The following is a 24,902-nucleotide window of genomic DNA, read 5'->3' on the forward strand; positions in this document are numbered from 1 at the left end:
AAATTTGTTAACAAATTTGTCAACATATTAAAAAATATAAAGGAGCTATTGACGGAGAATTTCTGAGCTATATCATTTGTTTATTGCAAATAAATTGCATTAATGGGAAAGAAGACACGGAAGTAATAGTAGTGTAAGGAGTAACCCAAGTAATTCCTTATTGTTGACTATTAGTTCAGGAAAACTCTTGGCTTTGCGCGTACAAACTTAAGAGTTTATTCCTTGATTTTTAGCTAATTTTATGTTTAGCCAAAAATCATTTTTCGCGTGACCAATTATTTTTCTCGTTGAACAAGTAAACCAATTAACGAATCACCATCAATATTTTCATTATTTGGTATTGATGGTAACTCTATCCCAAGGATGATTTGCTAATTTGGTAATTAGAGTGCCTATTAATTACTCTGAAGCGACCACCATAATTAAGGACAAATTCTAGTGGAAAAACCACATACCGAGCCAGTTATATCAACATATCCGAAACGGTTAGATATTGCTAAAGTCTGCGTCTATGGACTCAGTTTTATGTCGGCAGCACTATTTCTAGTTTTACCATTAATTAACTTATTGCACCCGAATCCTTGGAAGCGAAATATAGGTACAATTCACAGTTTAGCTGCTATATTGTCGAGCATTGTCGCGGTTTATGCCGGACATTTAGCTTTTCCTTTACTCAGAGGTTCGGTAAAAGTTCTGCCCCAAATGCGTACTCTCACATTTTGGACAACTTTAATTACATTCTTATCTATCGCTTCTGGTAATTTGGCTTATATGCGATATGTTGCTGGCGCAGAATACGGTGGTTCTCGTGCTTGGTTTGAAGAAAATACACCTTTAGCTCACTATATATTCATGCAATATCACATATTTAGCGTGTTGTTTACCTTGCCATTAGGAACGGCTTGTACCTGGATTTTGTTCTCTTATGGTGACGCTATTTTAGAAAAACAAAACAGTCAAGTTTTAGCAGGTAGTTGTATTGCTTTAATGGCAATAATGTTCTTCAATATAGGTGGATTAGTAACCGGATTAGCGTTGTCTAAAGTTCACGGGTTATAAGTAAATCCATAATTCTTAAAGGAAAAAAAGCCTGGAAACGAGAAATCTCTAAAGTAAACAAGTTGTGAGGGTGAAGAGTGAGCGATCGATCGTTAAATCGAGGTAATGAACAAGCAAATAAACCCATATACAGTCGAGTTTGGGATGGTTTGAAAAGTTTCCCCAAGGTTTTAGCAGAGGGTTCGCCAAACCCACCAAAAGTTTCTGGGCCTGCTGCTGCCGCTTTAATTAGTGCTGGTTTTGGTTCTTTTTTAATGATGATATTTCATCATTTGGTTGAGACATCAGAATCATTCGATCGAATGCTTTGTCAGATTGGTAGTTGGATACCAGGAAGCCATAGCAATGATAAAATGTACGGCGCAATTGACAGCTATACAGGAAAACAAACTATCTTGTTAATTGGCTGGTTGGGTAGTTGGTTACTTCTTCATCTAATTTGGCACAAAAAAAACATTAAACCCCGGACAATGTTTTTCTGGATGTTTATCTTTTTCGTAGCAGCAACGGTGATGACTTGGCATCCTTTATTCCCATACTTACCATTAATGCCAGAAAATTAACCAAAAAATTTTAGTTAGGGAGGACATCACGAATGGAAACTAAATTCTCAAATTCTCAAGAATTACACAAATACGTCTTGGCACTAGCAGGTGTTTTATTTTTGTTTGGTATTAGCTTTCCCATTGCTTACTGGCGAGTCAGTCAAAGTGAAAAGTTTGCTGGTACTCCATACAAATCTGATAGCGTAACTAATATAGAAGAAAATCAGCCTAGTCAAACAATAGCTATTGTGCCTGCTGCTAATAATAATCAGGAAAGTTCTGTTGCAGCTATTTCCTTGACACCTGTAACTCAGGAAATAGTAACAGAGGAAATTACCGATCCGGTTCAAATTAAGGAATTGAATCAAAAAGTATACGCTCGAATTGCTCAACTTTGGCAAGGTGGTCGATCGCTAAAGCAGCATTTAGCTTATCAAGTAATAGTAACTCCAGATGGTGCGATCGCTAGTTATAAACCACTCATTGCCGCCGCCGAAACTTACTTACCAGAAACTCCCTTACCAAAGTTACTTCAGTCTTCTCTTCCTCATGGAACTAATAACCAAGTGAAAGCAGCTGCCAATACAGCAATTGGTAAATTTAAAGTGGTGTTTACCCGTCAAGGCATTCTGCAAGTAAGCCCTTGGCATGGCTGGAAACGTTAACTAGCATTGAGTATCAAATCTCACGGCAAAGAACATAGCGGCAATCATGGAAAAACTAAATTGTTGAAATTCTTTGCAAATTATTTGCAATAATGAACTGGGAACTTTTGACATAGAGAATGAGCGATCGTTTTTGGCCAGAGAAAGGAAAACCTTGGAACCGCCGACAACTCCTAAAACTAGGACTTCTGGGCGGTGTGGGAATCACAGGTGCAGCCCTGGCACTGCAAACTTCCATAGTTAGATCGAAGGGAAAGGTGTTAGTGCCACCAATTCCCAGCGACACACCTGACTTTGGCAACGGCGTTAGCCCTCTGGTGACGCTGCGAGATTTCGATTACGGCACCGTAAAACGGGAAAATGGGCGAACAATCCGCGAATTTCGGCTAACTGCGAAAAGTTCCACCGTCCAGCTAAACAACGCTGTCTCTTTCAACACTTGGAATTGCAATGGGCGAGTGCCAGGGCCAACTTTACGTGCTCGCGAAGGCGATCGCGTGCGGATACTATTCTTCAACCAAGGTGGACATTCCCACTCCTTGCATTTTCACGGCACTCACCGCGCCGAAAGCGATGGTGTAAAACCTGTTCTCAACGGCAAAGCCACAATTTACGAATTCGATGCCGAACCTTACGGTTTACACCTTTATCATTGCCACATTGAACCGATAACTCGTCACATTGCCAAGGGACTTTACGGTTTATTTATTGTCGATCCGCCAGGAGGTCGATCGCCTGCTGATGAAATGGTAATGGTAATGGGAGGTTACGACATTAATGACGATCGTCGTAATGAAATTTACGCCTTTAATGGGTTGCCACATTACTATATGCGCTACCCAATTCCTATCTATAAAGATCAATTAGTTCGGCTGTACGTTCTCAACATGATCGAATATGAAGCCGCAGCAACCTTTCATATCCACGCCAATTTTTTCGACGTTTATCGCACCGGAATGACTCGCAAACCAAGTGAAACAACCGATGTCATCACAATGGGAGTAGCTGAACGTCACATTTTGGAATTTACCTATCGTTATCCAGGTAAATATATGTTTCATCCCCATCAAGATACCCTCGCAGAAAATGGCTGCATGGGTTTATTTAACGTCCTTGAAACTTAGGTTTGTTGTAGCGACTTTAGTCGTACATTCCTCAATCGAAATGAACACTGAAGTGTTCACAACGAACGGTTTGTTGTAGCGACTTTAGTCGTACATTCCTAAATCGAAATGAACACTGAAGTGTTCACAACGAACGGTTTGTTGTAGCGACTTTAGTCGTACATTCCTCAATCGAAATGAACACTGAAGTGTTCACAACGAACGGTTTGTTGTAGCGACTTTAGTCGTACATTCCTCAATCGAAATGAACACTGAAGTGTTCACAACGAACATCTATTTAACACAAAGTCATGAAAGTTTTACGTTCCTTGTCCGTTGCTGTTTCTCTTCTCAGTTTGATTGCTATCTCTGCCTGTAGCACTACTGAAAGTAAAGAAAATACCTCAGCTACTACAGTTGCTACTAACACTACTACAACCCAAGCTACAAATCATAATGGTCATAGCAGTAACAAGCCAAAAATTAACATTAATAGCGCGATTTTGTCAGAATTAGATAAGTTAGAAGCCAAGTTAGGAATTCCGGGATTATCTAATAAAATTCAAGCCAGTCGCCCTTATGGAAGCGCTGAAGAATTAGTCACCAAACAGGTAATTACTCAACCAGAATTCGACAAAATTAAAGACATGGTGACAATCGAGGATGTTGTCCTCACTGGTGAAGCCAAAGATGTAGATTATCTGACCAAATTGGGGTTAATGAAAGGGCATCTTTTGGTAGCAAAAGAACTATTAGATCAACAACAACCAAAACAAGCCGAACCGCATATTGGACATCCTGTAGAAGAAATTTATGTGGATGTTGAAGATCAGCTAAACGAAAGAAATGTGAAAGAATTCAAAACTACTTTAGTTACTTTGCAAGACTTAGTAAAATCTAAACCGAAAGATACTAAAATTGCTACGGAATTTACTAATTCTATGCAAGCGGTAGATGGCGCAATTCAAGGAATACCGGAAACTCAAAGAAATTCGCCGCAATTTGTGTTAAAGGTAATCAATGGGTTGCTAGATGCGGCTAATTCGGAGTATGGGGCAGCGATCGCCAATGGTAAAATTTCCGCAGCGATCGAATATCAAGACTCTCGCGGTTTTGTTAACTACGCTAATACCCTCTATCAGGGAATAGCCCCACAAATGGCAAAACAAAATCCCGAAGTGCATAAAGCGATCGAAACTAGTATGGCACAACTGCTCAAAGCTTGGCCTGCTGCTATTCCCCCTGCTACACCAGTATTAACACCCACCCAAGTCTCGCAATTAATTAAAACAATAGAACAAAATAGCCAAAAAATAACTAGTAATGGTTAACTGGTAATAAGTAATAGATAATTGAAAATAATAAATACAATTTCTCAGTTATCAATTACTTATTATTAAGTGACAACTAGTAAATTACAGCGACGACTGATGAGAGAACTAGACCAAGAAAAAACGATCGGCATACTCAACTCGATCATGGAATTTGAATTAGCAGGCGTAGTGCGCTATACTCACTACTCTCTAATGGTAACAGGGCCAAATCGAATCCCGATCGTGCAATTTTTCAAAGCCCAAGCCACAGAATCTTTACTTCACTCCCAACAAGTAGGAGAAATTCTCACTGGCTTAGAAGGTCATCCTACCTTGAAAATTGCCCCCATTGAAGAAACCTACAAACACACAGTAAAAGACATTTTGGAGGAAAGCCTCAATCACGAAAAAAGAGCGCTAAATTTGTATAAGTCACTCCTGGAAACAGTAGAGAATGCCAGTATTTATCTGGAAGAATTCGCCCGCACAATGATTGGACAAGAAGAATTACACAACTTAGAAATCAAAAAAATGTTGCGGGATTTTAGCTAATAGTCACAAGTCATTGGTCATTAGTCATTAGTCATTAAGTTAGGGAAATGACAAATGACAAATGACAAATGACGAATAACCAACAACAATTATTAAATTATGGATTTTAGTGCTGCTTTACCAACATTTGTAATTACCCTCAGAGAAGGAGTAGAAGCCGCTTTAGTAGTGGGAATCGTCCTGGCTTTGTTGAAAAAAGCCAAACAAACTAAACTTAACCGTTGGGTTTATTTAGGCATTGGCGCAGGAATTATTGCCAGTGGATTAGTCGGTTTACTAATAGGTTGGATCTTTCAATTATTAAGTGCTTCTAATTCGCCTTATGGGGCTGTAATTGAGCCTTTTTTAGAAGCGGGTTTTGGGCTGGGTGCGATCGCCATGCTCAGCTGGATGTTAATCTGGATGACACAGCAAGCAAAATCCATGAAATCCCAAGTAGAAGGCGCAGTCAACGCCGCCCTGCAAAAAAACACAGCTGCGGGATGGGGAGTTTTCACCTTAATTTTTATCGCCGTTTTGCGCGAAGGTTTTGAAACCGTTCTATTTATTATCGGCAAATTTCAACAAGGTTTAGTTCCCGCCATTGGCGCACTTAGCGGATTAGCAGTAGCCGCTGGAATTGGTGTACTTTTATTTAGGTGGGGAATCAAAATTAATATCCGCCGCTTCTTTCAAATTATGGGAGTTTTGTTACTCCTAATTGTTGCAGGTTTAGTAATTTCTGCATTGGGAGATTTGAACGAAGGAATGAGAACTCTCTCCCAAATGAATCGTCAATCAGAAGGTTTTTGTTTCTACTATGAAAGATTTGCCAAAAACCCCTCTTGTATTTTAGGCCCAATGGTTTGGGATCTGAGTAAAATTCTCCCCCAAAGTCAATTCCCTGGTTTAATTTTACGAACTCTTTTCGGTTACACCGACAAACTTTATCAGGTTCAAGCGATCGCTTACGTACTATTCTTACTCTCGATTGGCGGACTTTACTTCCGCAGCTTGAATGGTAAAAGCCCTGTACCTCAAAAGAATAGCAAAAACCCTTTAACAGATACTTAACAGATCCCCGACTTCTTGAAGAAGTCGGGGATCTAGCTTAACAAAACATATTAAGCTCTGTCGATAACTCTTTTTGCCTGATCTTTCAAATCTTCTTTAGCGTGCATTGCAGCAGCTTCTTTTTGCTTAGCTCTACCTTCTACTTTATCTTGAGGATTACCTGTTAGTTCGCTCATTCCTTCTTGAACTTTGCCCTCAATATTTTTAGCAACTGCATTCAAACGATCTTCAACGCTCATAATAACCTCCAAAAAATGATTTAATCTTTCATCAGCTATTATGAATAACTAAGGAGTAAAAAAGGATCTTTCGAGAGTGATATTTATAACATAATCAAAAACATAACGTTAGCTAGATGCGGCACTAAACAATTTTGTGTTAATAGATGAAAGCAAAATTGTAGAGACGTTATATATAACGTCTCTACAAAGTTTTGGGTTAAGGATAGTAAGTCTGATTAAGTAGGTATACTCAGATATTGCACCAAGGGAGGTTCCACCTCCTTTGTCCTCGTTCCCAGGTTCAACCTGGGAACGAAGAATGGAGGCTCTGCTCAGGAGTGCAAGATCTGAGTATAGGTAAATAAAGTGAAAACCAAGGCGGGCTCTCCTGCCCACCCCACAAGAAAGCTATAACTCTTGTGGGGTGGGCAGGAGAGCCCGCTCCATTCTTAGATAACTATTATCACTTTATTTATCCTACTTAACCGGACTAATCTAACAGCTTTTAGATTCCCAACTGATTACCGCGCTTGTACTGCAAGTAAGCAGCAACAAACAACCCAGCCAGGGTTACTAGCACCAAGCCCAGCACAATTCCTGAAAGTAGGGGTTCTACCACGTCAGATCTCCTTGAATGTTAACGTTTATTACTTCTATTTCATTATCCTACTAGGGACTGCGACCACTAGCATTAACTAAATGTAAAGCAAAAATTAACTTAAAACTGGGAGGATGAGGCTGAATCACTTTCGGGAAGCGACCTCTAGCCCATTCCGGTAGCTTGCCTGAATTGTCTAGAAATCTTAAGCTATGTATATCATTAAAAACATTGTTTGTAATTCTCACTTTTCTAGGCAACCATGTGGATAAACAATTGATTAAACCAGAAGCCCTGATTGGACAACTCACATTATGGGTGCTCGCACTAGTGCTGGCAATCTTTTTAGGGATGGTGATTTTTCATCAGTGGCAAATGTCCGATCCATATATTAAGAGTGTTATGTCCCTGACAGGAGATCCAGTTAGGGGTCATGCGATATTTCAAATGAACTGTGCTGGATGTCATGGTTTAGAAGCAGATGGTCGAGTTGGCCCCAGCTTGCAAGGTATCTCCAAGCGTAAATCACAAATTAGCTTAATTCAGCAGGTGATCAGTGGCAAAACTCCACCAATGCCACAATTTCAACCAGGAACACAAGATATGGCAGATCTCCTCAGTTATCTGGAAAAGCTGTAATTCTGTCAAAAATAAATTGCTATTTGTCCCTCTTGCACTAAATAGTGTAAGAGGGCTAATTTTTGAAATTAAGATTAGGTACGTTGTTGCGCTTGGGCGCTCTTATGTAGGTGTAAATAAATAAAGTGAAAATAGTTATCTATCAATGGGGCGGGCAAGATGCCCACCCCACAAGATTTTCAGCTTTCTTGTGGGGTGGGCATCTTGCCCGCCCTTGTTTTACTTTATTTAGATCTACCTACTTAACGAGAGTAGTAATAAGAGCGAAGACAGCGCAACAACGTACTCATAAAATCAACTCTGCGACAGATTCCCCACAGTTGAGTTAATTGTAATTTAAGGAGAGCGAATGAGAGATAAAAGCAGCCAATGGTAAAAGTAGGCGCTAATTACTTAGGAAATGCTCGTTGTCAATTTACAGTTTGGGCACCCTTGCTCAAAGAAGTAGCAGTAAAAATTGTTTCACCTAATGAACAATTGCTACCAATGCAACAGTTGGAATATGGTTTTTGGCAAGTTACCTCTGAAGATATAGAACCAGGTAGCCGTTATGTTTATCAATTAGAAGGAACTCAAGAATTTCCCGATCCTGCTTCTTATTTTCAACCGGAAGGTGTACATAAACCTTCGGAAGTATTCGATCATAGTACATTTAATTGGACCGATCGCGATTGGAAAGGCATTCGTTTAGAAGATTACATAATTTACGAATTACACATTGGCACTTTTACCCCAGAAGGAACTTTTGAAGCAGTTATTCCCCGACTAACTCGGTTAAAAGAGTTAGGAATTAATGCTATTGAAATCATGCCAGTATCACAGTTCCCAGGCGATCGAAACTGGGGTTATGATGGCGTGTATCCCTACGCAGTTCAGGACAGCTATGGTGGGCCAGATGGATTCAAAAAACTCATTAATGCCTGTCATTTAGAAGGAATCGCGGTAATTTTAGATGTAGTTTACAATCACTTAGGCCCAGAGGGAAATTATCTACCTAATTTTGGCCCTTACTTTACGAAAAAGTATCTCGGTGATTGGGGAGATGCACCCAATTTAGACTTTGCTTATTGCGATGGGGTGCGAGAGTATTTCCTCGAAAATGCCTTATATTGGTTGGATATTTTTCACGTTGATGCCCTGAGATTAGATGCAGTTCAGGGCATTTACGATCTGAGTGCCAAACACTTTTTAGAAGAGTTAGCTGAGAGAGTTCATGCCCTTTCACAACAAAAAGGTAGGAAGCTTTATCTCACAGCAGAAAGCGACTTTAATGATGTGCGAATCATTCGTCCGAAAGAGGTGGGCGGATATGGACTTGATGCCCAATGGTGCGATGATTTCCATCACTCGCTGCATACGTTAATTACTGGTGAACAACAGAAATATTATAAGGATTTTGGCAAGTGTAAAGACTTAGAAAAATCTTTGCGCGAAGGCTTTGTTTATTCGGGACAATATTCACCGGATAGAAAACGCCGTCATGGAAATTCATCTGCGGAAGAACCTGCTTATAAGTTTATTGTTTGTGCTCAAAATCACGACCAAACGGGTAATCGAATTTTGGGTGAAAGAATGACAAAACTCACTTCATTTGAAGGGTTAAAGTTAACGGCAGGAACGCTGATCCTTTCGCCTTTTATTCCCTTACTGTTCATGGGTGAGGAGTATGGAGAAGAAGCACCATTCTTTTATTTTATTAGTCACTCAGACCCGGATTTAATTGAAGCAGTGAGAAAATCCAAAAAAGATGAGTTTTTACAAGCTGGACATGAGAAAGATTTCCAAGATCCGCAAGATCCGGGAACGTTTAACAAGTGCGTTTTAAATTGGGAACAACAATATCAAGATAAACACAAAGTTCTGTGGGATTTTTACCAAGAATTAATTTTCTTGCGCCGAATCAATGAAGCTTTGAAAGTTCTGGATAAAAAGAAATTAGAAGTATCGAGTCGGGAAGAGGAAAAATTGTTGTTGATGCGTCGCTACAGTGATGAAAATCAGGTGTTTTATGTGATGAATTTTAGCGATCGCACTCTCACCTTCGATATTGACACACCCAGCGGAAGTTGGCAAAAACTCCTCGATTCTGCTGACATTAAATGGATGGGGCCAGGTGCCACCATGCCCGACAAACTAATCCCTGGTGAATTACTCACAATGCCCGCCAAAAGTTTCGTACTATACCAAGCATAAACCCAGATTAATATGAGAATTCCTACCTCAACTTACCGCATTCAATTTCATAGCGGTTTCCCCTTCGCCTCCGCCCAAAAAATAGTCAATTATTTGGCAGAATTGGGCATTTCCGATCTCTACGCTTCGCCCATTTTCAAAGCTAGGGCAGGTAGCACACACGGTTACGATGTAGTCGATCCAACTCAATTAAATCCAGAGTTAGGAACACCAGAAGAATTTGAGCAATTATTGAGCGATTTACAAAGTCATAATATGGGATGGTTACAAGATATTGTACCTAACCACATGGCTTATGATAGCGAAAATAAATGGCTGATGGATGTGCTAGAAAATGGCCCAGATTCAGAATATTTTGACTTCTTTGATATTGAATGGAATCACGCTTACGAAAGCTTTAGGGGCAGAATTCTCGCACCTTTACTCGGTACTTATTATGGAGAATGCCTAGAAAATGGCGATATCAAATTAAACTACGATGAAACAGGATTAAGCATTGATTATTTTGGCTTAAACTTGCCAATTAGAATCGAATCATACACCCGTTTTTTGACTCAAAATCTCGGACAATTGGGTAGAGAATTAGGCAGAAGACATCCAGATTTTGTTAAGTTACTGGGGGTAGTTTATCTAATTAAAAACCTGCCAGCAGAAGTCAAGGGAAGAGAAAGATACGACCAACTTGCCTTTGTTAAAGGGTTATTGTGGGAACTTTACACCCAAAACGAATCTGTTAAAGAATTCTTCGATCATAATATTCACTTTTTCAATGGAGAACCAGGAAAATCGGAAAGCTTTAATATGCTAGATAGCATCCTTTCCGATCAATTTTATCGTTTATCTTTTTGGAAAGTTGGCGCAGAAGAAATCAACTATCGGAGATTTTTTACAGTCAACGAGTTGATTTCTGTAAAAGTGGAAGAAATGAAAGTATTGGGTAGATCTCATTCCTTGATTGAAAGATTTGTCAGAGAGGGGAAATTTACGGGTTTAAGAATCGATCACATTGACGGTCTTTATAACCCCAATGATTACCTAGAAAAACTCCGAGAAAAAGTCGGAGATACTTACATTACTGCGGAAAAGATTTTAGAATTAGTTGGTGAAGATTTACCGCATCATTGGCCTATTCAAGGAACGAGCGGTTATGATTATCTTAACTATGTGAATGGTCTTTTCTGCTGTTGCGATCGCGAACAAGAATTTCAAGATATTTACTCTGCTTTCACCGGATCGAATGCACCATATCACGACTTAGTAACCGAGAAAAAGCATCTAATCATTGAGAAAAATTTGTTGGGTGATGTAGATAATTTAGCCCAAAAGCTCAAACATATTTCCGGTCAAACTAGGGAAGGAAGCGACTTTACTGCTAATGGTTTGAAAAGAGTATTAACCGAGGTATTGGCATTATTTCCAGTTTATCGGACTTACACTTCTTCGCCAGATGTGCGACCAGAAGATACCACTTACATCAAAGAAACAATTGAAAAAGCCAAAGGTCGTGTACCTTTGTTGGTGAAGGAACTTGGGTATTTAGAAAAATTGCTGTTACGCCAAGATGAAAGCTATTTGAATGAGGAACAAAAAGCCGATCGCCATCACTTTGTCATGAAGTTTCAGCAATTAACAGGCCCCTTGATGGCAAAAGGTGTAGAAGATACTCTTTTCTATAACTATAATCGCCTAATTTCTCTCAATGAAGTAGGAGGAAATCCCGGAAGTTTTGGCGTTACTCCTGAAGAATTTCATGAGTTTAATCTCAGAAGAAGTAGTCATTGGTTACATTCAATGAATGCTACTGCAACTCATGATACCAAACGCGGTGAAGATACCAGAGCTAGAATTAACGTTTTGCCGGAATTAGCATCAGAATGGGAAGAAAATATCTGGACTTGGAGTGAAATGAATCGCGCCAAGAAAACTGTAATTAAAAACAAACCTGTACCAGATACAAACGACGAATATTTCCTTTATCAAACACTGATTGGTGCTTTTCCATTCAATGAAAGTGAGTATCCCCAGTTTGTCCAAAGGGTGAAAGATTTTGTAATTAAAGCAGTGAGAGAAGCTAAAGTTCATACGGCATGGTTAAGACCTGATAGCGCTTATGAAGAAGGATATCTCAATTTTGTTGATCGGCTTTTAGCAGATCCAGAATCTAATGAGTTTTTAGAAAAGCTGCGTCCTTTCCAACAAAAAATTGCTGAATATGGGATTTTCAATTCCCTCTCTCAAATCCTTTTGAAAAACACTTCTCCCGGAGTTCCAGACCTTTATCAAGGTAATGAATTGTGGGATTTAAGTTTGGTAGATCCTGATAATCGTCGTCCGGTTGATTACGAACTGCGAGTAAAATATCTGCAAGAAATCAAAGAGAGATTAAATGCAGATATTCCGCAATTAATTAAAGATTTGTTTGCTACCAAAGAAGATGGCAGAATTAAAATGTTCTTGACTTATCAATTGCTGCAAGCGAGAAAAGAACATTTGCAACTTTTCCTAGATGGTGATTATAAACCATTAATGGTGAAGGGTAAATTTAGCGATCGCATAATAGCCTTCGCTAGAATTCATGAAAACAAAGTAGCAATTACCCTAGCAACTCGCTTATTAACAAAAGTAATTCAACCGGGAGAACTACCATTAGGTAAAGACATTTGGGAAGACACCAGCATTGAATTACCGGAAGGAATGCCAACAGCTTGGAAAAATGCGATTACTTTGCAGGATGTGAAGTGCGATAACACCCTCTATATTGGTGAAGCATTGCAACATTTCCCAGCAGCATTGTTGATCGGTACTTAAAGAATTTTCTAGGTACGTTGTTGCGCTTCAGCGCCAGCTAGCGCTAAAGCGCAACAACGTACTTTTTTGAATACCTTAAAATAAAATCAGTCAGCAAAGGGAGAAATCAAAAATGGCTGTGACTCAAAAGCTAATTGTTCCGCCTTTGGAAGGAGGCGATCGCCTTTCCCGCGATGAATTTGAACGCAGATATGCCGCATCTCCTCACATTAAAAAAGCTGAACTGATTGAAGGAGTAGTTTACATGGCAGCAGCAGTTCGTTTCAAAAGTCACGGTCAACCACATAGCAAAATTATTACATGGTTGGGTGTTTATGAAGCAGCAACTTCTGGTGTTGCTTTGAGTGACAACACAACTGTTAGATTAGATGAAAATAATGAACCTCAACCTGATGCTTTTTTGCGAATTGAAACAGGCGGAAATTCTCGCGTTACGGATGATGATTATATCGAAGGTGCGCCAGAATTAGTAGTAGAAATTGCTGCTAGTAGTGCATCTTATGATTTATATGATAAAAAGCAAGCTTATCAGCGAAATGCTGTCCAAGAATATTTAGTTTGGCAAGTTTTTGAGCAAAAATTAGATTGGTTCTCTTTACAAAACGGTGACTATATATTATTGCAACCTGATGAAAATGGTGTGATAAAAAGTCAGGTATTTCCGGGACTTTGGTTAGCAGTCAATGAATTATTATCAGGAAATATGGCAACAGTTTTAACAGTGTTACAAGAGGGATTAAACTCACCTGAATATGCAGAATTTCTTATAATTGCCAATAGAGTTTAATTTGAGTAATAACTCAAGTTGCTAGTTATAAGTCTGGCTGTTTCTTAGCCCCCCTTAATAAGGGGGGTTGGGGGGATCAAAACCTAGTAATCACAGCCGAAGATCCCCCCTAACCCCCCTTACTCAAGGGGGGAACAGGAAATAATTCATAACTAGCAACTTGCGTTAATATTGGTTCCTTACATTGATCTTATGTAATTGGTGGATGCCAACCCGCCTTAACCCAATTGCGACGTACAGTTACCGCTAAACTATTATTTAGTTTTAGAGCTAAAACTGTTGCTCGACCGCAGGCAGTTATCCCTATAATTTTTGTGCTATCTTCACTCCAAGCAAAATGTTCTTGCCACTTTTGCTGACGAGGATTAAATAATTGCATCTTTACCCCAGTTTCAGGGTCTAATTCTTCTGTTTTTGTCCATTTATATTGATTGCATAACTCACAAGATAAACAAAGGTTATCCTCTGTATCTTCTCCCCCTTTAGCAACAGGATAAATATGATCGACCTGAAGCCAACCCATAATATAGTCTTGATGACTTAGGCAGTATTCGCACCTATTTCCTGCTCTTTTTCTGACTGAGGCGCGTAAATTTTCCGAAAGGTTGCTCATGGGTGCAAGGGAGAAAGCAAACCACGTTTTACAGCTTCAACTAAGGCTTCTGATTTTCGCAGTTGTCCGAGTTGATAAATGGAAATTAAAGTTAGCAGTTCGTCGCGTTCTGTTTGGGTAAGTTCGGTAATTTTCCCTTTTTCTTGCAGTTCCCTTAGTCGTTGATGAGAAATCCGATCCATTTTAGCATCGGCTAAAGCCATTACTTGAGAATCAGAAAGATTAGCTACTACTGGATAGAAGTCATTATCTACCAAAGTTTCTAGAGTGGGTAATAACACCTCTAAAATATTCAATAGGATAGTTGATACATCTTCTTGGGTTGCTTCTCCCAGATGTTGCGCTGACTCTAATAGGCTGTCAGATAAGTTAAGTTTAATTTCCATAGCCATAGCGATCGCCTTAGCCATATTCTCTTGTCAGTATAGCTTATTTCCTTTTGTTACTTACAGCTAAACCTCCAAAGCAAAAAATATTTCACAATTTCCATAAAACTTCTATAATTTTCTATCCCAAAACCACATCTAACAGCATCATCAATACAAAACCCAACATCAAACCAATAGTTCCCTGCTTTTCATAACCCAAACGGTGAGATTCGGGAATAATTTCATCACTAATTACAAATAACATTGCACCCGCAGCAAAAGACAGTCCCCAAGGAATTAAAGGTTTAGCTAAAGAAACTACACCAGCACCAATTAAACCGCCAAAAGGTTCCACTAAACCAGTAAGTAATACAATCCATAAAGCATATAATTTTGAGTATCTTTCCGCAATTAAGGATAAAGCAACTACCATACCTTCAGGGATATTTTGTAAACCAATTCCCGCTGCTAAAGTTAATCCTTGACTGACTTCGCCGCTAGCAAAACCCACTCCTACGGCTAATCCTTCGGGGAAGTTGTGGAGTGCGATCGCCAAAATGAACAACCAAACTCGCGCTAAATTACTCGGCTGATTTCCTTCAGAACCTTTAATAAAGTGTTCGTGGGGAAAATTGCGATGAGTAAACCATAAAAAAGCCCCACCTAATAAAATTCCGATCGCCACAATTAAAGCAGCAGTTACATTATTTCCAGTAGCAGAACTAGCAGCTTCAATCCCTGGAATAATCAAAGAAAAAGAGGTAGCAGCTAACATTACTCCTGCCCCAAATCCTAACATTACTCCTTGAACTTTTTCAGTAACTTGCTTAATAAAAAAAATGGGCAGTGCGCCAATTGTTGTTGCTAAACCAGCACCTAAACTGCCCAAAAGCCCATATACAACTGAAGGATTGTTCCACATATAGCTAAAGTAATCAGAACATTTTCAATTACTAAAACCAGAGATTTATTGTGCCTTCTGCTTTTTCTGATAAATCCTTCCTCGCCATTGAGTAGGTTTATTTAGTGAGGATAGCAGAATTCGTAAAAAAGCTAAGGGATCTGCTAGGGGGGAAAGCCAAAAAGTCCAATTAGATTTGCTGTTTGTACGATCGTAAGATGGCGCGATCGCAAACAACAAAGCAAACCTAATTACCACCAAAAATAAATTCAACCGCAACAACAGCACAAAGGGAAAAGCAGAGAAGGAGAAAAAGGAAGAAATCAACAAATAGGTGAAAACTATTATTAAAGGCAAAGCTTGCACACTCAACAACAGCCATAAATCACCCAATATTTGTGTAAAAGAAGCAGCATCTTTTAAATCTAAACTTCTGCCCCATTCTGTCCAAGTTTGCGCCATCCCTTCATACATTCGGACTTTAATAACTTTCGCACCATCTAAAAAGCCGACTTTGTAACCTTGAACAGCAGCATAACGGGCTAAAGTTACATCATCACAAAAAGAACTTCGGGCGCTAGTGTAACCGCCCAAAGCTGCTAAAACCGATCGCCTACACAAAAAACATTGCCCATTTGCCATTACCCTTTCCGGGCTTTGATTATTCGTTCCTGCCGGATCGAATCTGTACAATAAAGTCATTAAAAGCGCAGGTTGTAGCCACCACTCCCCAGGATATTGCAAAATAAACTGGGGAGAAAGAGACACTAAATCATAACCTTGCGCTTCGGCAGTTTTGACTAAACTTGCTACTAATCCAGGTTGAGGTTGAGTATCCGCATCAATTCCTAAAATCCACTCACTTTGCTCACAACTGTACAGAAAACCATTGTGTAAAGCCCAAGGTCTTCCTACCCAATCTTCTGGCAAAGGATCGTCATTAATTAACCGAAATCTAGGGTCTTTTTTCTGAATTTCTTTGACTAAATCAGGGGTAGCATCCTGAGAGTAACTATCGACAATAATAATTTCTCTCACTTCGTAGCTTTGACGACTTAACCCAGCTAAACAGGGAGAAATTCGCTTTGCTTCGTTGAGGGTGGGAACTACCACACTGACTGCGCCGACTAGATCTGGTGTGGGGGAAAGGGGGGAAAGGGGAGGTTGACGAAATGGCCCTTTGAAAAGGCGGGAAAGCAGAATTAATGTGGCTGGTACTTGTAACAGTAACAACCCAAAACAAACAGCACCCGCCACGATCGACAAATCTTGATTCACTTGATTCCTACTTTTACCGCCGCCACTGGAATTTCGGTTTTAATGGTAGCTGATTCTTCAGTAGCAAATAAAGCTTTGCCGTTAGGTGCTAACTGATAAAGTGCCAATGTGGGAATCACGCCTACCAATACGCCCAGTAAAACTGGAATCCCAAAACCAGAACCCAAGCTTAACACGGCAGCGTATGCGAAGTTGCTCACATAAATAGCTAAGGGAAAAACCAGTTGATTTTGAGTGAAGTTGCTAGTTAAGTTTTGCTTTCCTGCGCCAAACTTGAAGTTCCAGAAAATTGCGGCTACGCTCATGAACAAAAAGCTGGTGCCATACCATCCGGCATAGTTTTGGTAAGGTGTACCAAAGAAAGCTCCTGCTTTTTCCCAATACCAGAAAGGTACGATCGTTTGACTCATAGCTGGTTCTAGGGCAAAATCCCAAGAGGTGAACATTAAAGCACCAAGGACGATCGCACCAAGTTGACGGAGAAAGTTCGGATTTTCTGCTAATCTGACTCCAGCACGAGCGATCGTATAACAAACAATCCCCATGTAAAACCAAGAAATCGGAATCGTAAACGGCACTAATCCAGCAATTTTATACCCTAAACCACTGAGGTAATGATAATCCCCGAAAGGAAATCCGGTACTAGTTCCTAACAATTCGCTGCTTACGGAAATCATCATCGCCGGAAACATGAAGCTTAAAGTAGGCCAAACTCCCCAGGTACGATAAGCATATATAGATACTGCGATCGCTCCCAGAATGATATTAATCACTCCACCCCAAGCCATACTCAACCCAAAGAAGGCTTGTCCAGCATCTGGTAAACTGGCAATCAGTTCTGGACGCGGTAAAACGTAAAGCAGCCCAGCCCATCCAAAAATCATCGATAAAATATGTCCAGCTAGACAAAAGCGCTCGACTATAACAAGTTGCTTCATAAAGACTCCTCTAGATAGGTGACACTCGGAAAGCGCTTCTTAATAGTTTACAAATGTTTACTAAAATTTACTCATAAGATTATCAGTTTCTGCAACTATTACAAGGAGGCAGAAGGAAATCGAAGAGATCGGGGCTACAGCTTGCCACTTTCACGGGACAATTGGATTGCAGCAATTTCCCGATCAAGAACTAGACTTTGTTCAACTCGGCTTGAAGAGGCTCTCTATTCTATGCAGAAGGTCAGAAGTTCTCCCTTGCTATCCCTATTCCTGCTCTTTGTTACCTACATGATTTTAGGCTGGGTGTTGCATACAAACACGGCTGGATGGGGTTTATGTAATGGTCAGTTATTTGGATTAACCTTTTTTTTTAAATGTAAATGGTGGGTACTGATATTAACGGGAGCTTTAATTCTACTTTTAGCTGAAACTCTCGCTGCACCCCTTTCCAACTTGAGAAAAATTTTATCTTTGACTTTTCAATCCGACACAAGAGCTTTTCTTGCCTTAATTACCTTAGCTTTTTTGACATCAATATTAATAATTTGGGTTAATTTTGTTGCTTATATAGTTCTTTTGGTTGCCAGCGCCCTGCGAGCTAGACTAGATATGGCAATGATCGGGTTGAAAGACTGGCAAGCTTTTTTTATTTTATCTGCTGTTTCTCTATCTGGCTTTCTACTGGGGTGGATTGCACGAAATATTGCTTTATCCTTGTAGGCTAAATCTAGATCCCTCTAGATCCCCGACTTCTTGAAGAAGTCGGGGATCTGGAGGATCTGGACAGCCTGGACAGTAAAATTCTAGATTAGCGATCGCAACAGACAGTATATAAATCGTCACAAACCACGCTTTCGCCAGCCTAGAAATTGCAGACACTAGAAGATAAGCGTTTAACTGTCCTAAAAGCCCTACTGCTATTAAGCCGTAGGGTTATTTTATAGCAAAAAAAGCTAGGGGACACAGGAGCAAGAAAAGTTCTTAACTTAGAACTTACACATTTCTCAGTTCCCAGTCCCCTGTCGTAGGGGGGATTCATGAATCGCCCCTACCCCAGTCCCCTTCTACAATAAACGGAAAATAAACGGATAACGGTAGGGTTGTTCAGTATTACTCAGGCAATGAAGAATTGCTAAAATTGGCACTACCATGTTGACAATTTGCAGAATGCCTAACAGCAGGAAACCGATTAAAATCAAAGTCAGAACCCCAAAGATGATGCCATAGAGCCAAACATTCAGGTGAAAATTCAGAGCTTCTTTAGCATTATCTTTGACAACTGGGTCATCCGATACAAATAAAATTGCGATCGGGATACCAATAGAAATCCCTAAAAGGCTGAAGAAAATTGAACCATGAGACAATGCAGAAAGTAACTTGCGTTTGTCCATGTCGTATGTTTTATCGTACATTTAAGTACCCCCTGATCTAGTCAGGTCTAAGCTTAATTTGAAGTTATCATATCCAATAAACTGCTTGACAGAAGAAATTACCGTACCAAATTTGCGGGATCTCAACCATCATAGTTTTCAGGAATAAACAAGAATATTTTTGCTTCCCTCGCTATCCTAGTATTGGTAATTTGCTAAACTTAAGGTTTGCCCAACTCTAATTTCTGACCACCAGCCAGCATGACAACAGAACTTCAACCAGAACTCCAAACAGCTGTAGAACAGCGTCGCAACTTTGCGATTATCTCTCACCCAGACGCAGGTAAAACCACTCTAACAGAAAAGCTGTTACTCTACGGAGGTGCGATTCACGAAGCGGGTGCAGTGAAAGCGCGTCGGGCACAACGTAAAGCAACTTCTGACTGGATGGAGATGGAACAACAACGGGGTATTTCCATCACTTCTACGGTGTTGCAGTTTGCTTATCACGGTTGTCAGATTAATTTGTTGGATACTCCCGGACACCAAGATTTTAGTGAAGACACCTATCGGACTTTAGCAGCAGCGGATAATGCTGTAATGTTAATTGATGCTGCTAAAGGTTTGGAACCACAAACTCGCAAACTTTTTGAAGTTTGTCGGATGCGAAGTTTGCCTATTTTTACTTTTGTAAATAAGTTAGACCGTCCAGGAAGAGAACCTTTAGAATTACTCGATGAAATTGAAAAGGAATTAGGTTTACAAACTTATGCGGTAAACTGGCCTATAGGAATGGGCGATCGATTTAAAGGCGTATTCGACAGACAAAAACAACAAATTCACCTGTTTGAACGTACTGCACATGGTAGCAGAGAAGCCAAAGATACTATTGTGGATTTAGGCGATCCTAGAATTGAGGACTTATTAGAAAAAGACCTTTACTATCAACTAAAAGAAGATATAGAAGTTCTCCAAGAATTAGGTCTAGATTTAGATTTGGAAGCAGTTCACGCAGGTCAAATGACCCCCATATTTTTTGGCAGTGCCATGACTAACTTTGGCGTAGAATTGTTTTTAAACAACTTTTTGCACTATGCTTTAAAACCTGGTTCTCGTAATAGTAGTAACGGTGAAATTCCGCCAACTTATCCAGAGTTTTCGGGATTCGTGTTTAAGCTACAAGCTAATATGGACCCGAAACACAGGGATAGAGTTGCTTTTGTCCGGGTTTGTACCGGAAAATTTGAAAAAGATATGGTCGTAAATCATGCGCGTAGTGGAAAAACTGTACGCCTTTCTCGACCACAAAAATTATTTGCCCAAGATAGAGAATCAATCGAAGAAGCATACCCTGGAGATGTGATCGGTTTGAATAATCCGGGCGTGTTTGCGATCGGTGATACCATCTACACAGGTCAAAAATTAGAATACGAAGGTATCCCTTGTTTTTCTCCCGAATTATTCGCTTATTTAAGAAATCCCAACCCTTCTAAATTTAAACAATTCCGCAAAGGAGTTTCCGAACTGCGGGAAGAAGGTGCAGTCCAAATTATGTACTCCGTTGATGAAGCAAAACGCGACCCAATTTTAGCCGCAGTCGGTCAATTACAATTGGAAGTTGTGCAATTCCGGTTGTTAAACGAATATGGCGTAGAAACTACCCTAGATTATTTACCTTATAGTCTAGCTCGTTGGGTAGCTGGTGGTTGGGAAGCCTTAGAAAAAGTGGGGCGTTTATTTAACACCATCACCGTGAAAGATAGCTGGGGAAGACCTGTACTGTTGTTTAAAAATGAGTGGAATTTACAACAAGTACTCGGCGATCACCCATCACTAAAATTAAATAATACTGCGCCCGTAGTTGCCGGACAAGAACCAGAATCTTTATAGAGAAAAAAGGTGGAAAGCAGAAAGCTATAGGTAAAAAAGATCACTGCTTTCTGCCAAAAGCCATTTGAATGTTTCTTTTTCTAACTAGATCTGCTTAACTGTTACCTAAAGGCTAAAATCTGGGTATCTTGGGAAAAGCCGGGTAAACGAGTAAAGTAAACTATGGCATCTGTTCCTGAATCTCCTTTAGAAGCTGGATTAACGGCTTTAAAACAAAAAGATTATCTATCTGCGATCGCGCATTTAGAAAGCGTCTGCCAAAATGAACTCAATGAAATCATTCTCCTAAAAGCACAGATGGGTTTGGTGGCTGCTTATGAAGGGGTGAATGAAGTAGAAAAAGCATTTAATTTAACACAGCAGTTAAGTGAAAGTACTAACTCAAAAGTACAAGAATGGGCGGTAAAAATGTTGGATTATCTTCAGGAAAATTACCCCCAACAAACAAAACCAAAAACAGCTTATACTCCGCCAAATTCTAACAGCGGTTTTGTACCTTTAGATCAATTACCGCCTCCTTCTACACAAAGAATATCGGCAAATTTATCAAATATAACTCCTAAATCAAACCCAAATGTTTCGACTGGTTTTACACCAATTGAACCAAGTCAAAAATCAGAATCATCACCAACTAGAGAATCTGCGGTACAGCCAAATAAACCACAAAAAACTCCTGTAAATCCTGTTGCTAAAAGTGAGATTCGCGATCGCCAATCAGTCAATTCCAATCAGCAAGAAGAAGTAAATATTCCGGCTTATCAACCAGAATGGAAACTAGCAGGAAGGGCAAAAAAATGGCATAAATTGCCAGTAAATCTGGGTTTTAGATTCGATATAACGCAACTTTGGGGAGTGCAGGTACTTAGCGCGATCGCCATCACCATTCCCTTATTTTGGGTAATCAGTAATACCGCTTCATTCCTGCTCGGCAAAATTAATGATATTTTCCTGAAACTAAGGTTTTATTATTATAATGAAAACGAGCCATATAACCATCTGCGCTATGTAACACCAATCACAGTAATTATTATTATAGGGCTAATTGTAGGAACTCCTTGGCTCATTGATATACTGCTAAAATCGATCGGCGGTTTAGAACCATTACCTTTAACAAGTATTGGCGAAACAAGTCCAGAAGCATCCAGAGTAATGCAACGGGTTTGTCGAGAAAGAAAATTAGCCATACCCCAATTGTTTGTTTTACGTGATAGCGCCCCATTAGCTTTTACTTACGGAAATTCCCGAATCAATGCGCGAATTGTTGTCAGTCAGGGATTACTCGAACAACTAACAGATGACGAAATAGCTGTTATTTATGCGACTCAATTAGCGCATCTCGTTTACTGGGATTTTGCCTTAATGTCTTGGGGAGTTTTAGTTAGTTTGTTACCTTACGTCGTTTATTATCAATTTAGTCAATCAGCTGACGATAGTGAGAATGGGATAGTGCGGTTTATTGGTGGTGCGATCGCAGCCTTAGCTTACGGTTTATATTGGTGTTTTCGCTGGCCGATGTTATGGTTATCTAGAGCTAGAATTAACTTTAGCGATCGGCTAGCCTGCGAAATTACCGGAAATCCCAACGCACTAACACGCGCCTTACTAAAAAGCTGCATTGGCATCGCTGAAAACATTAAAAAACAAAGAGAAACTAGTTATTTATTAGAAAGTTTTTCCCCATTAAACATCGTCGGAACTCAGCAAGCAGTCACTTTTGGTAGTCTGTATCCGCTGACTCCCTTAGAACCCATTTTAACTTGGGATTACCTCAATCCTTATCGACGTTGGCTAACAATAAATAACTCCCATCTTCTCTTAGGAGAAAGGTTGCGAATCTTAAATCGTTATGCTCAATACTGGAAGCTAGAAACTGAGCTAAACTTTCCTAATGAACCTGCACCAAGAGGCAAAGTTTTTCAGCTTTTACTACAAGGATTGCCTTTTTTGGGGATCTTTTTAGGCTTAGCTTTAGGCGGTACACTTTGGCTAATAGGCGGAATTAGTAATCGAATCAAACTAAAACAAATTTTACTAGATTGGATGTGGGGAGATTGGTCACTAATTTACGGTTGTCTTTTAATCGGCATTAGTTTAGGCATTTTACTCCGGCTTAATGCTTTTTTTCCCGATCGCAAAACCCCATCTCAACAAAAATCCCCCAACCTACCTCAACTTTTAGCTAATCCTGCCACACTCCCAATTGATACACAACCAATTACCTGGGAAGGAAAACTTTTAGGTCATTACGGCGTAAGTAACTGGTTTTGTCAAGACCTAATTCTACAAACCGCCACAGGCTTAATTAAATTACATCACTTCTCTTGGTTTGGCCCTCTAGGAAACCTATTCTCTCAACCGCGTCCTAGCGAAATGGTAAACCGTAACGTCACCATTACAGGTTGGTTCCATCGTGGCGCTACCCCTTGGCTAGATGTGAGAACTTTACGCACCCAAACAGGCACAACCATTAATAGTAGCCACCCAACTTGGTCTTTTATCCTGGCATTAGCAGCAGCCCTCTGGGGTGCTTACATAATTTATCAAGGCGGCTAGTTGCAGAAACCAACGAATTGTAAAGAAAAGTTGCGAAGTGCCAGAGAAAATGTTACATTTATTTACAGGAACTTCTTAACCAAAGACTTGACTCAAGTAGTCTTATTGATTAGTTTGACATTGCTTGAAAGCCTTGGTATCAGGATTTCCTCCTCCCAACACAGCAAGCTGAACCAGCCGAGAAGCATAGGCTGGTTTTTGTTTGCTACTTTTTGAGCAACATAGCTCAGGATACAGGTACAATTTGAAACAGTGCCTATTAAAAGGATGAGAGTTCTGGGTAACTGCATTTCACCTGTGGGAAATCCAAATTTAGAACGGAAATCTATCCACAGAACTGGTTACTGATCGTTGGTCGTGATACCTTAATGAATGGCGTTAACATCTTAGAAAAGCAACATCCGAGCCAAACATCTGATTATCAGATGTGTGATGTAGACTTCTATGCTGCAAAGTTAGGTGTAAAATTTTGGGCACCGAATGAGAAACCAAGCGTTTTTTGACGTGGTGAGCTGTTTAATGGTAATTGGCCAGAAAGACACAGAAGTAGTTTTGTGTGAGCATTTGTCAATCCAGTTTCTCCTCAACCAGCAAGATAGGAGCGCTGACAAGCAAGTTTGTTTGAACCAAAGTCTGGAGGGATTTTTAATATGTCAATTCGTTTGTATGTAGGCAATTTGCCGAAAGAAGAAATCGATCGCCAAGAATTACAAGCCGTTTTTGCCGAAGCTGGTAGCAACATTTCTACCAAAGTCATTAAAGACCGGAAAACTGGAAAATGTCGCGGTTTTGGTTTCGTCACCGTCCAAAATGATGAACAAGCCGATGAAATCATTGGTAAGTTTAACGGTTTTGTTTTTAAAGACAGTGCTTTGAAAATCGAAAAGGCACTACCTCGCACCAAAGGGCAAAGTGACGAGGATGCAGCACCCCAACAACAACAACCAGCAGCAGCTAGCAGCACTCCCAGACCAAATACCAATAATGCTGGTGGTGGTTCTGGTGAAGGCAAACGTCGGAATAAAAAGTCTCGTCGTCCCTCTGGAGGCGGTGGTAATACGCAGACTTATAGTTCCAACAATGATGCTGTCCAACCCGATCCACGCTGGGCTTCCGCATTGGAAGAGCTCAAGCAGCGTTTGGCTGCACAAACCACAAATCCTTAATTTGCTCCCGACTCCGTAAGGAGTCGGTTATTGAGATCGCTCTAAGGACTTGTTGGTTCGACGATCTGGCTGTGGAAGAATTGCTCCGTAACTCTTTACTGGATACATTTTTCTTTAGCCCTGGTTTCGGTTGCCCGAATTTATCAATAAAACTTTAAATAGATGAACAGATTCTCTCTGCTCATCTATTTCTTGCGATCGCTCTCCCCCGCTTTCGGAGTTATGAGTTATGAGTTTTAAGTTTTAAGTTAATTCAAAACTCAAAAGTTTCTTGTCTGCTGCCTCTACT

24 protein-coding genes are annotated in these 24,902 nt (G+C 40.1%); 15 read left to right on the top strand and 9 right to left on the bottom strand.

Annotated elements, in window-relative coordinates:
- Positions 1–432 precede the first annotated feature (432 nt).
- From ACE1CI_RS27650 to ACE1CI_RS27680, 7 genes are all read left to right on the top strand, one after another.
- A complete protein-coding gene (locus ACE1CI_RS27650; RefSeq protein ID WP_459564133.1) occupies positions 433–1,059 on the top strand; it encodes a hypothetical protein in 627 nt (208 codons plus the stop codon).
- Positions 1,060–1,136: 77 nt separating this feature from the next.
- Positions 1,137–1,622: a hypothetical protein gene (locus tag ACE1CI_RS27655; RefSeq protein WP_413266918.1), complete on the top strand. Its 486-nt coding sequence runs from the start codon at positions 1,137–1,139 to the stop codon at positions 1,620–1,622.
- Positions 1,623–1,654: 32 nt separating this feature from the next.
- The gene (locus ACE1CI_RS27660) at positions 1,655–2,269 is read left to right on the top strand and encodes a hypothetical protein (protein WP_413266919.1); all 615 of its coding nucleotides are present in this window, start codon (positions 1,655–1,657) and stop codon (positions 2,267–2,269) included.
- A gap of 119 nt (positions 2,270–2,388) precedes the next feature.
- Positions 2,389–3,393 (top strand): multicopper oxidase domain-containing protein, encoded by a 1,005-nt coding sequence (locus ACE1CI_RS27665; protein WP_413266920.1) that lies wholly within the window; start codon positions 2,389–2,391, stop codon positions 3,391–3,393.
- Positions 3,394–3,683: 290 nt separating this feature from the next.
- The gene (locus ACE1CI_RS27670; RefSeq protein ID WP_413266921.1) at positions 3,684–4,703 is read left to right on the top strand and encodes a 4-helix bundle domain-containing protein; all 1,020 of its coding nucleotides are present in this window, start codon (positions 3,684–3,686) and stop codon (positions 4,701–4,703) included.
- Positions 4,704–4,802: 99 nt separating this feature from the next.
- Positions 4,803–5,237, top strand: a complete 435-nt coding sequence (locus tag ACE1CI_RS27675; protein WP_413266927.1) for a ferritin-like domain-containing protein — start codon at positions 4,803–4,805, stop codon at positions 5,235–5,237.
- A gap of 99 nt (positions 5,238–5,336) precedes the next feature.
- On the top strand, positions 5,337–6,290 hold the full coding sequence (locus tag ACE1CI_RS27680) for an FTR1 family iron permease (RefSeq protein WP_413266922.1): 954 nt from the start codon (positions 5,337–5,339) through the stop codon (positions 6,288–6,290).
- Positions 6,291–6,340: 50 nt separating this feature from the next.
- Here ACE1CI_RS27680 and ACE1CI_RS27685 read toward each other — a convergent pair whose 3' ends face one another.
- From ACE1CI_RS27685 to ACE1CI_RS27695, 3 genes are all read right to left on the bottom strand, one after another.
- Positions 6,341–6,529, bottom strand: a complete 189-nt coding sequence (locus ACE1CI_RS27685) for a CsbD family protein (protein ID WP_413266923.1) — start codon at positions 6,527–6,529, stop codon at positions 6,341–6,343.
- A gap of 487 nt (positions 6,530–7,016) precedes the next feature.
- Complete coding sequence (petG, locus tag ACE1CI_RS27690; RefSeq protein ID WP_073592562.1) at positions 7,017–7,130, bottom strand: cytochrome b6-f complex subunit V; 114 nt, start codon at positions 7,128–7,130, stop codon at positions 7,017–7,019.
- Between the two features lie 50 nt (positions 7,131–7,180).
- The gene (locus tag ACE1CI_RS27695) at positions 7,181–7,357 is read right to left on the bottom strand and encodes a hypothetical protein (protein WP_413266924.1); all 177 of its coding nucleotides are present in this window, start codon (positions 7,355–7,357) and stop codon (positions 7,181–7,183) included.
- A 16-nt stretch (positions 7,358–7,373) separates the two neighbouring features.
- Between ACE1CI_RS27695 and ACE1CI_RS27700 the strand changes: the two genes are divergently transcribed.
- The 4 genes from ACE1CI_RS27700 to ACE1CI_RS27715 all read left to right on the top strand — a co-directional run bounded on the left by ACE1CI_RS27700 (position 7,374) and on the right by ACE1CI_RS27715 (position 13,536).
- On the top strand, positions 7,374–7,748 hold the full coding sequence (locus ACE1CI_RS27700) for a c-type cytochrome (protein WP_459564134.1): 375 nt from the start codon (positions 7,374–7,376) through the stop codon (positions 7,746–7,748).
- Between the two features lie 369 nt (positions 7,749–8,117).
- On the top strand, positions 8,118–9,941 hold the full coding sequence (gene treZ / locus ACE1CI_RS27705) for a malto-oligosyltrehalose trehalohydrolase (RefSeq protein WP_413262111.1): 1,824 nt from the start codon (positions 8,118–8,120) through the stop codon (positions 9,939–9,941).
- A gap of 12 nt (positions 9,942–9,953) precedes the next feature.
- A complete protein-coding gene (gene treY / locus ACE1CI_RS27710) occupies positions 9,954–12,749 on the top strand; it encodes a malto-oligosyltrehalose synthase (RefSeq protein WP_413262112.1) in 2,796 nt (931 codons plus the stop codon).
- Positions 12,750–12,861: 112 nt separating this feature from the next.
- Positions 12,862–13,536: a Uma2 family endonuclease gene (locus ACE1CI_RS27715; RefSeq protein WP_413262113.1), complete on the top strand. Its 675-nt coding sequence runs from the start codon at positions 12,862–12,864 to the stop codon at positions 13,534–13,536.
- A 190-nt stretch (positions 13,537–13,726) separates the two neighbouring features.
- Here ACE1CI_RS27715 and ACE1CI_RS27720 read toward each other — a convergent pair whose 3' ends face one another.
- The 5 genes from ACE1CI_RS27720 to cruF form a co-directional block, all read right to left on the bottom strand.
- The gene (locus tag ACE1CI_RS27720; protein WP_413262114.1) at positions 13,727–14,149 is read right to left on the bottom strand and encodes an HNH endonuclease; all 423 of its coding nucleotides are present in this window, start codon (positions 14,147–14,149) and stop codon (positions 13,727–13,729) included.
- Positions 14,146–14,559, bottom strand: a complete 414-nt coding sequence (locus ACE1CI_RS27725) for a hypothetical protein (protein WP_413262115.1) — start codon at positions 14,557–14,559, stop codon at positions 14,146–14,148. Before ACE1CI_RS27725 ends, ACE1CI_RS27720 begins: the two co-directional genes overlap by 4 nt.
- Before the next feature lie 97 nt (positions 14,560–14,656).
- On the bottom strand, positions 14,657–15,439 hold the full coding sequence (locus ACE1CI_RS27730) for a ZIP family metal transporter (RefSeq protein WP_413262116.1): 783 nt from the start codon (positions 15,437–15,439) through the stop codon (positions 14,657–14,659).
- Positions 15,440–15,484: 45 nt separating this feature from the next.
- The gene (gene cruG, locus ACE1CI_RS27735) at positions 15,485–16,696 is read right to left on the bottom strand and encodes a 2'-O-glycosyltransferase CruG (protein WP_413262117.1); all 1,212 of its coding nucleotides are present in this window, start codon (positions 16,694–16,696) and stop codon (positions 15,485–15,487) included.
- A complete protein-coding gene (gene cruF / locus ACE1CI_RS27740) occupies positions 16,693–17,634 on the bottom strand; it encodes a gamma-carotene 1'-hydroxylase CruF (protein ID WP_413262118.1) in 942 nt (313 codons plus the stop codon). The genes cruG and cruF overlap by 4 nt, the downstream gene beginning before the upstream one ends.
- Positions 17,635–17,865: 231 nt before the next feature.
- Between cruF and ACE1CI_RS27745 the strand changes: the two genes are divergently transcribed.
- Entirely contained in the window at positions 17,866–18,354 is a 489-nt protein-coding gene (locus tag ACE1CI_RS27745; RefSeq protein WP_413262119.1) for a hypothetical protein, read from the top strand.
- A 344-nt stretch (positions 18,355–18,698) separates the two neighbouring features.
- Here the strand turns inward: ACE1CI_RS27745 and ACE1CI_RS27750 are convergent, their stop codons facing one another.
- A complete protein-coding gene (locus ACE1CI_RS27750) occupies positions 18,699–19,046 on the bottom strand; it encodes a DUF4870 domain-containing protein (RefSeq protein ID WP_413262120.1) in 348 nt (115 codons plus the stop codon).
- Positions 19,047–19,265: 219 nt separating this feature from the next.
- Here ACE1CI_RS27750 and prfC point away from each other — a divergent pair, with 219 nt between their 5' ends.
- The 3 genes from prfC to ACE1CI_RS27765 all read left to right on the top strand — a co-directional run bounded on the left by prfC (position 19,266) and on the right by ACE1CI_RS27765 (position 24,613).
- Positions 19,266–20,894, top strand: a complete 1,629-nt coding sequence (prfC, locus tag ACE1CI_RS27755; protein WP_413262121.1) for a peptide chain release factor 3 — start codon at positions 19,266–19,268, stop codon at positions 20,892–20,894.
- A gap of 162 nt (positions 20,895–21,056) precedes the next feature.
- Positions 21,057–23,447, top strand: a complete 2,391-nt coding sequence (locus ACE1CI_RS27760; protein WP_496615869.1) for a M48 family metalloprotease — start codon at positions 21,057–21,059, stop codon at positions 23,445–23,447.
- A 650-nt stretch (positions 23,448–24,097) separates the two neighbouring features.
- Positions 24,098–24,613 carry an RNA recognition motif domain-containing protein gene (locus ACE1CI_RS27765; RefSeq protein ID WP_413262124.1) on the top strand — a complete coding sequence of 172 codons (516 nt, stop codon included), beginning with the start codon at positions 24,098–24,100 and terminating at the stop codon, positions 24,611–24,613.
- Positions 24,614–24,902 lie beyond the last annotated feature (289 nt).

Origin of the sequence: Floridaenema flaviceps BLCC-F50 (assembly GCF_041929275.2) — a bacterium.
Lineage (GTDB): Bacteria > Cyanobacteriota > Cyanobacteriia > Cyanobacteriales > Aerosakkonemataceae > Floridanema > Floridanema flaviceps.

Excerpts from the sequence above, each read along its gene's own strand:
- ACE1CI_RS27685 (WP_413266923.1), bottom strand. The coding sequence starts at position 6,529 with ATGAGCGTTGAAGATCGTTTGAATGCAGTTGCTAAAAATATTGAGGGC.
- ACE1CI_RS27675 (WP_413266927.1), top strand. The coding sequence starts at position 4,803 with ATGAGAGAACTAGACCAAGAAAAAACGATCGGCATACTCAACTCGATC.
- ACE1CI_RS27750 (WP_413262120.1), bottom strand. The coding sequence starts at position 19,046 with ATGTACGATAAAACATACGACATGGACAAACGCAAGTTACTTTCTGCA.
- ACE1CI_RS27680 (WP_413266922.1), top strand. The coding sequence starts at position 5,337 with ATGGATTTTAGTGCTGCTTTACCAACATTTGTAATTACCCTCAGAGAA.
- treZ (WP_413262111.1), top strand. The coding sequence starts at position 8,118 with ATGGTAAAAGTAGGCGCTAATTACTTAGGAAATGCTCGTTGTCAATTT.
- ACE1CI_RS27720 (WP_413262114.1), bottom strand. The coding sequence starts at position 14,149 with ATGAGCAACCTTTCGGAAAATTTACGCGCCTCAGTCAGAAAAAGAGCA.
- ACE1CI_RS27765 (WP_413262124.1), top strand. The coding sequence starts at position 24,098 with ATGTCAATTCGTTTGTATGTAGGCAATTTGCCGAAAGAAGAAATCGAT.
- ACE1CI_RS27730 (WP_413262116.1), bottom strand. The coding sequence starts at position 15,439 with ATGTGGAACAATCCTTCAGTTGTATATGGGCTTTTGGGCAGTTTAGGT.
- ACE1CI_RS27670 (WP_413266921.1), top strand. The coding sequence starts at position 3,684 with ATGAAAGTTTTACGTTCCTTGTCCGTTGCTGTTTCTCTTCTCAGTTTG.
- ACE1CI_RS27725 (WP_413262115.1), bottom strand. The coding sequence starts at position 14,559 with ATGGCTAAGGCGATCGCTATGGCTATGGAAATTAAACTTAACTTATCT.
- treY (WP_413262112.1), top strand. The coding sequence starts at position 9,954 with ATGAGAATTCCTACCTCAACTTACCGCATTCAATTTCATAGCGGTTTC.
- cruF (WP_413262118.1), bottom strand. The coding sequence starts at position 17,634 with ATGAAGCAACTTGTTATAGTCGAGCGCTTTTGTCTAGCTGGACATATT.
- ACE1CI_RS27660 (WP_413266919.1), top strand. The coding sequence starts at position 1,655 with ATGGAAACTAAATTCTCAAATTCTCAAGAATTACACAAATACGTCTTG.
- ACE1CI_RS27760 (WP_496615869.1), top strand. The coding sequence starts at position 21,057 with ATGGCATCTGTTCCTGAATCTCCTTTAGAAGCTGGATTAACGGCTTTA.
- ACE1CI_RS27665 (WP_413266920.1), top strand. The coding sequence starts at position 2,389 with ATGAGCGATCGTTTTTGGCCAGAGAAAGGAAAACCTTGGAACCGCCGA.
- prfC (WP_413262121.1), top strand. The coding sequence starts at position 19,266 with ATGACAACAGAACTTCAACCAGAACTCCAAACAGCTGTAGAACAGCGT.
- ACE1CI_RS27715 (WP_413262113.1), top strand. The coding sequence starts at position 12,862 with ATGGCTGTGACTCAAAAGCTAATTGTTCCGCCTTTGGAAGGAGGCGAT.
- ACE1CI_RS27745 (WP_413262119.1), top strand. The coding sequence starts at position 17,866 with ATGCAGAAGGTCAGAAGTTCTCCCTTGCTATCCCTATTCCTGCTCTTT.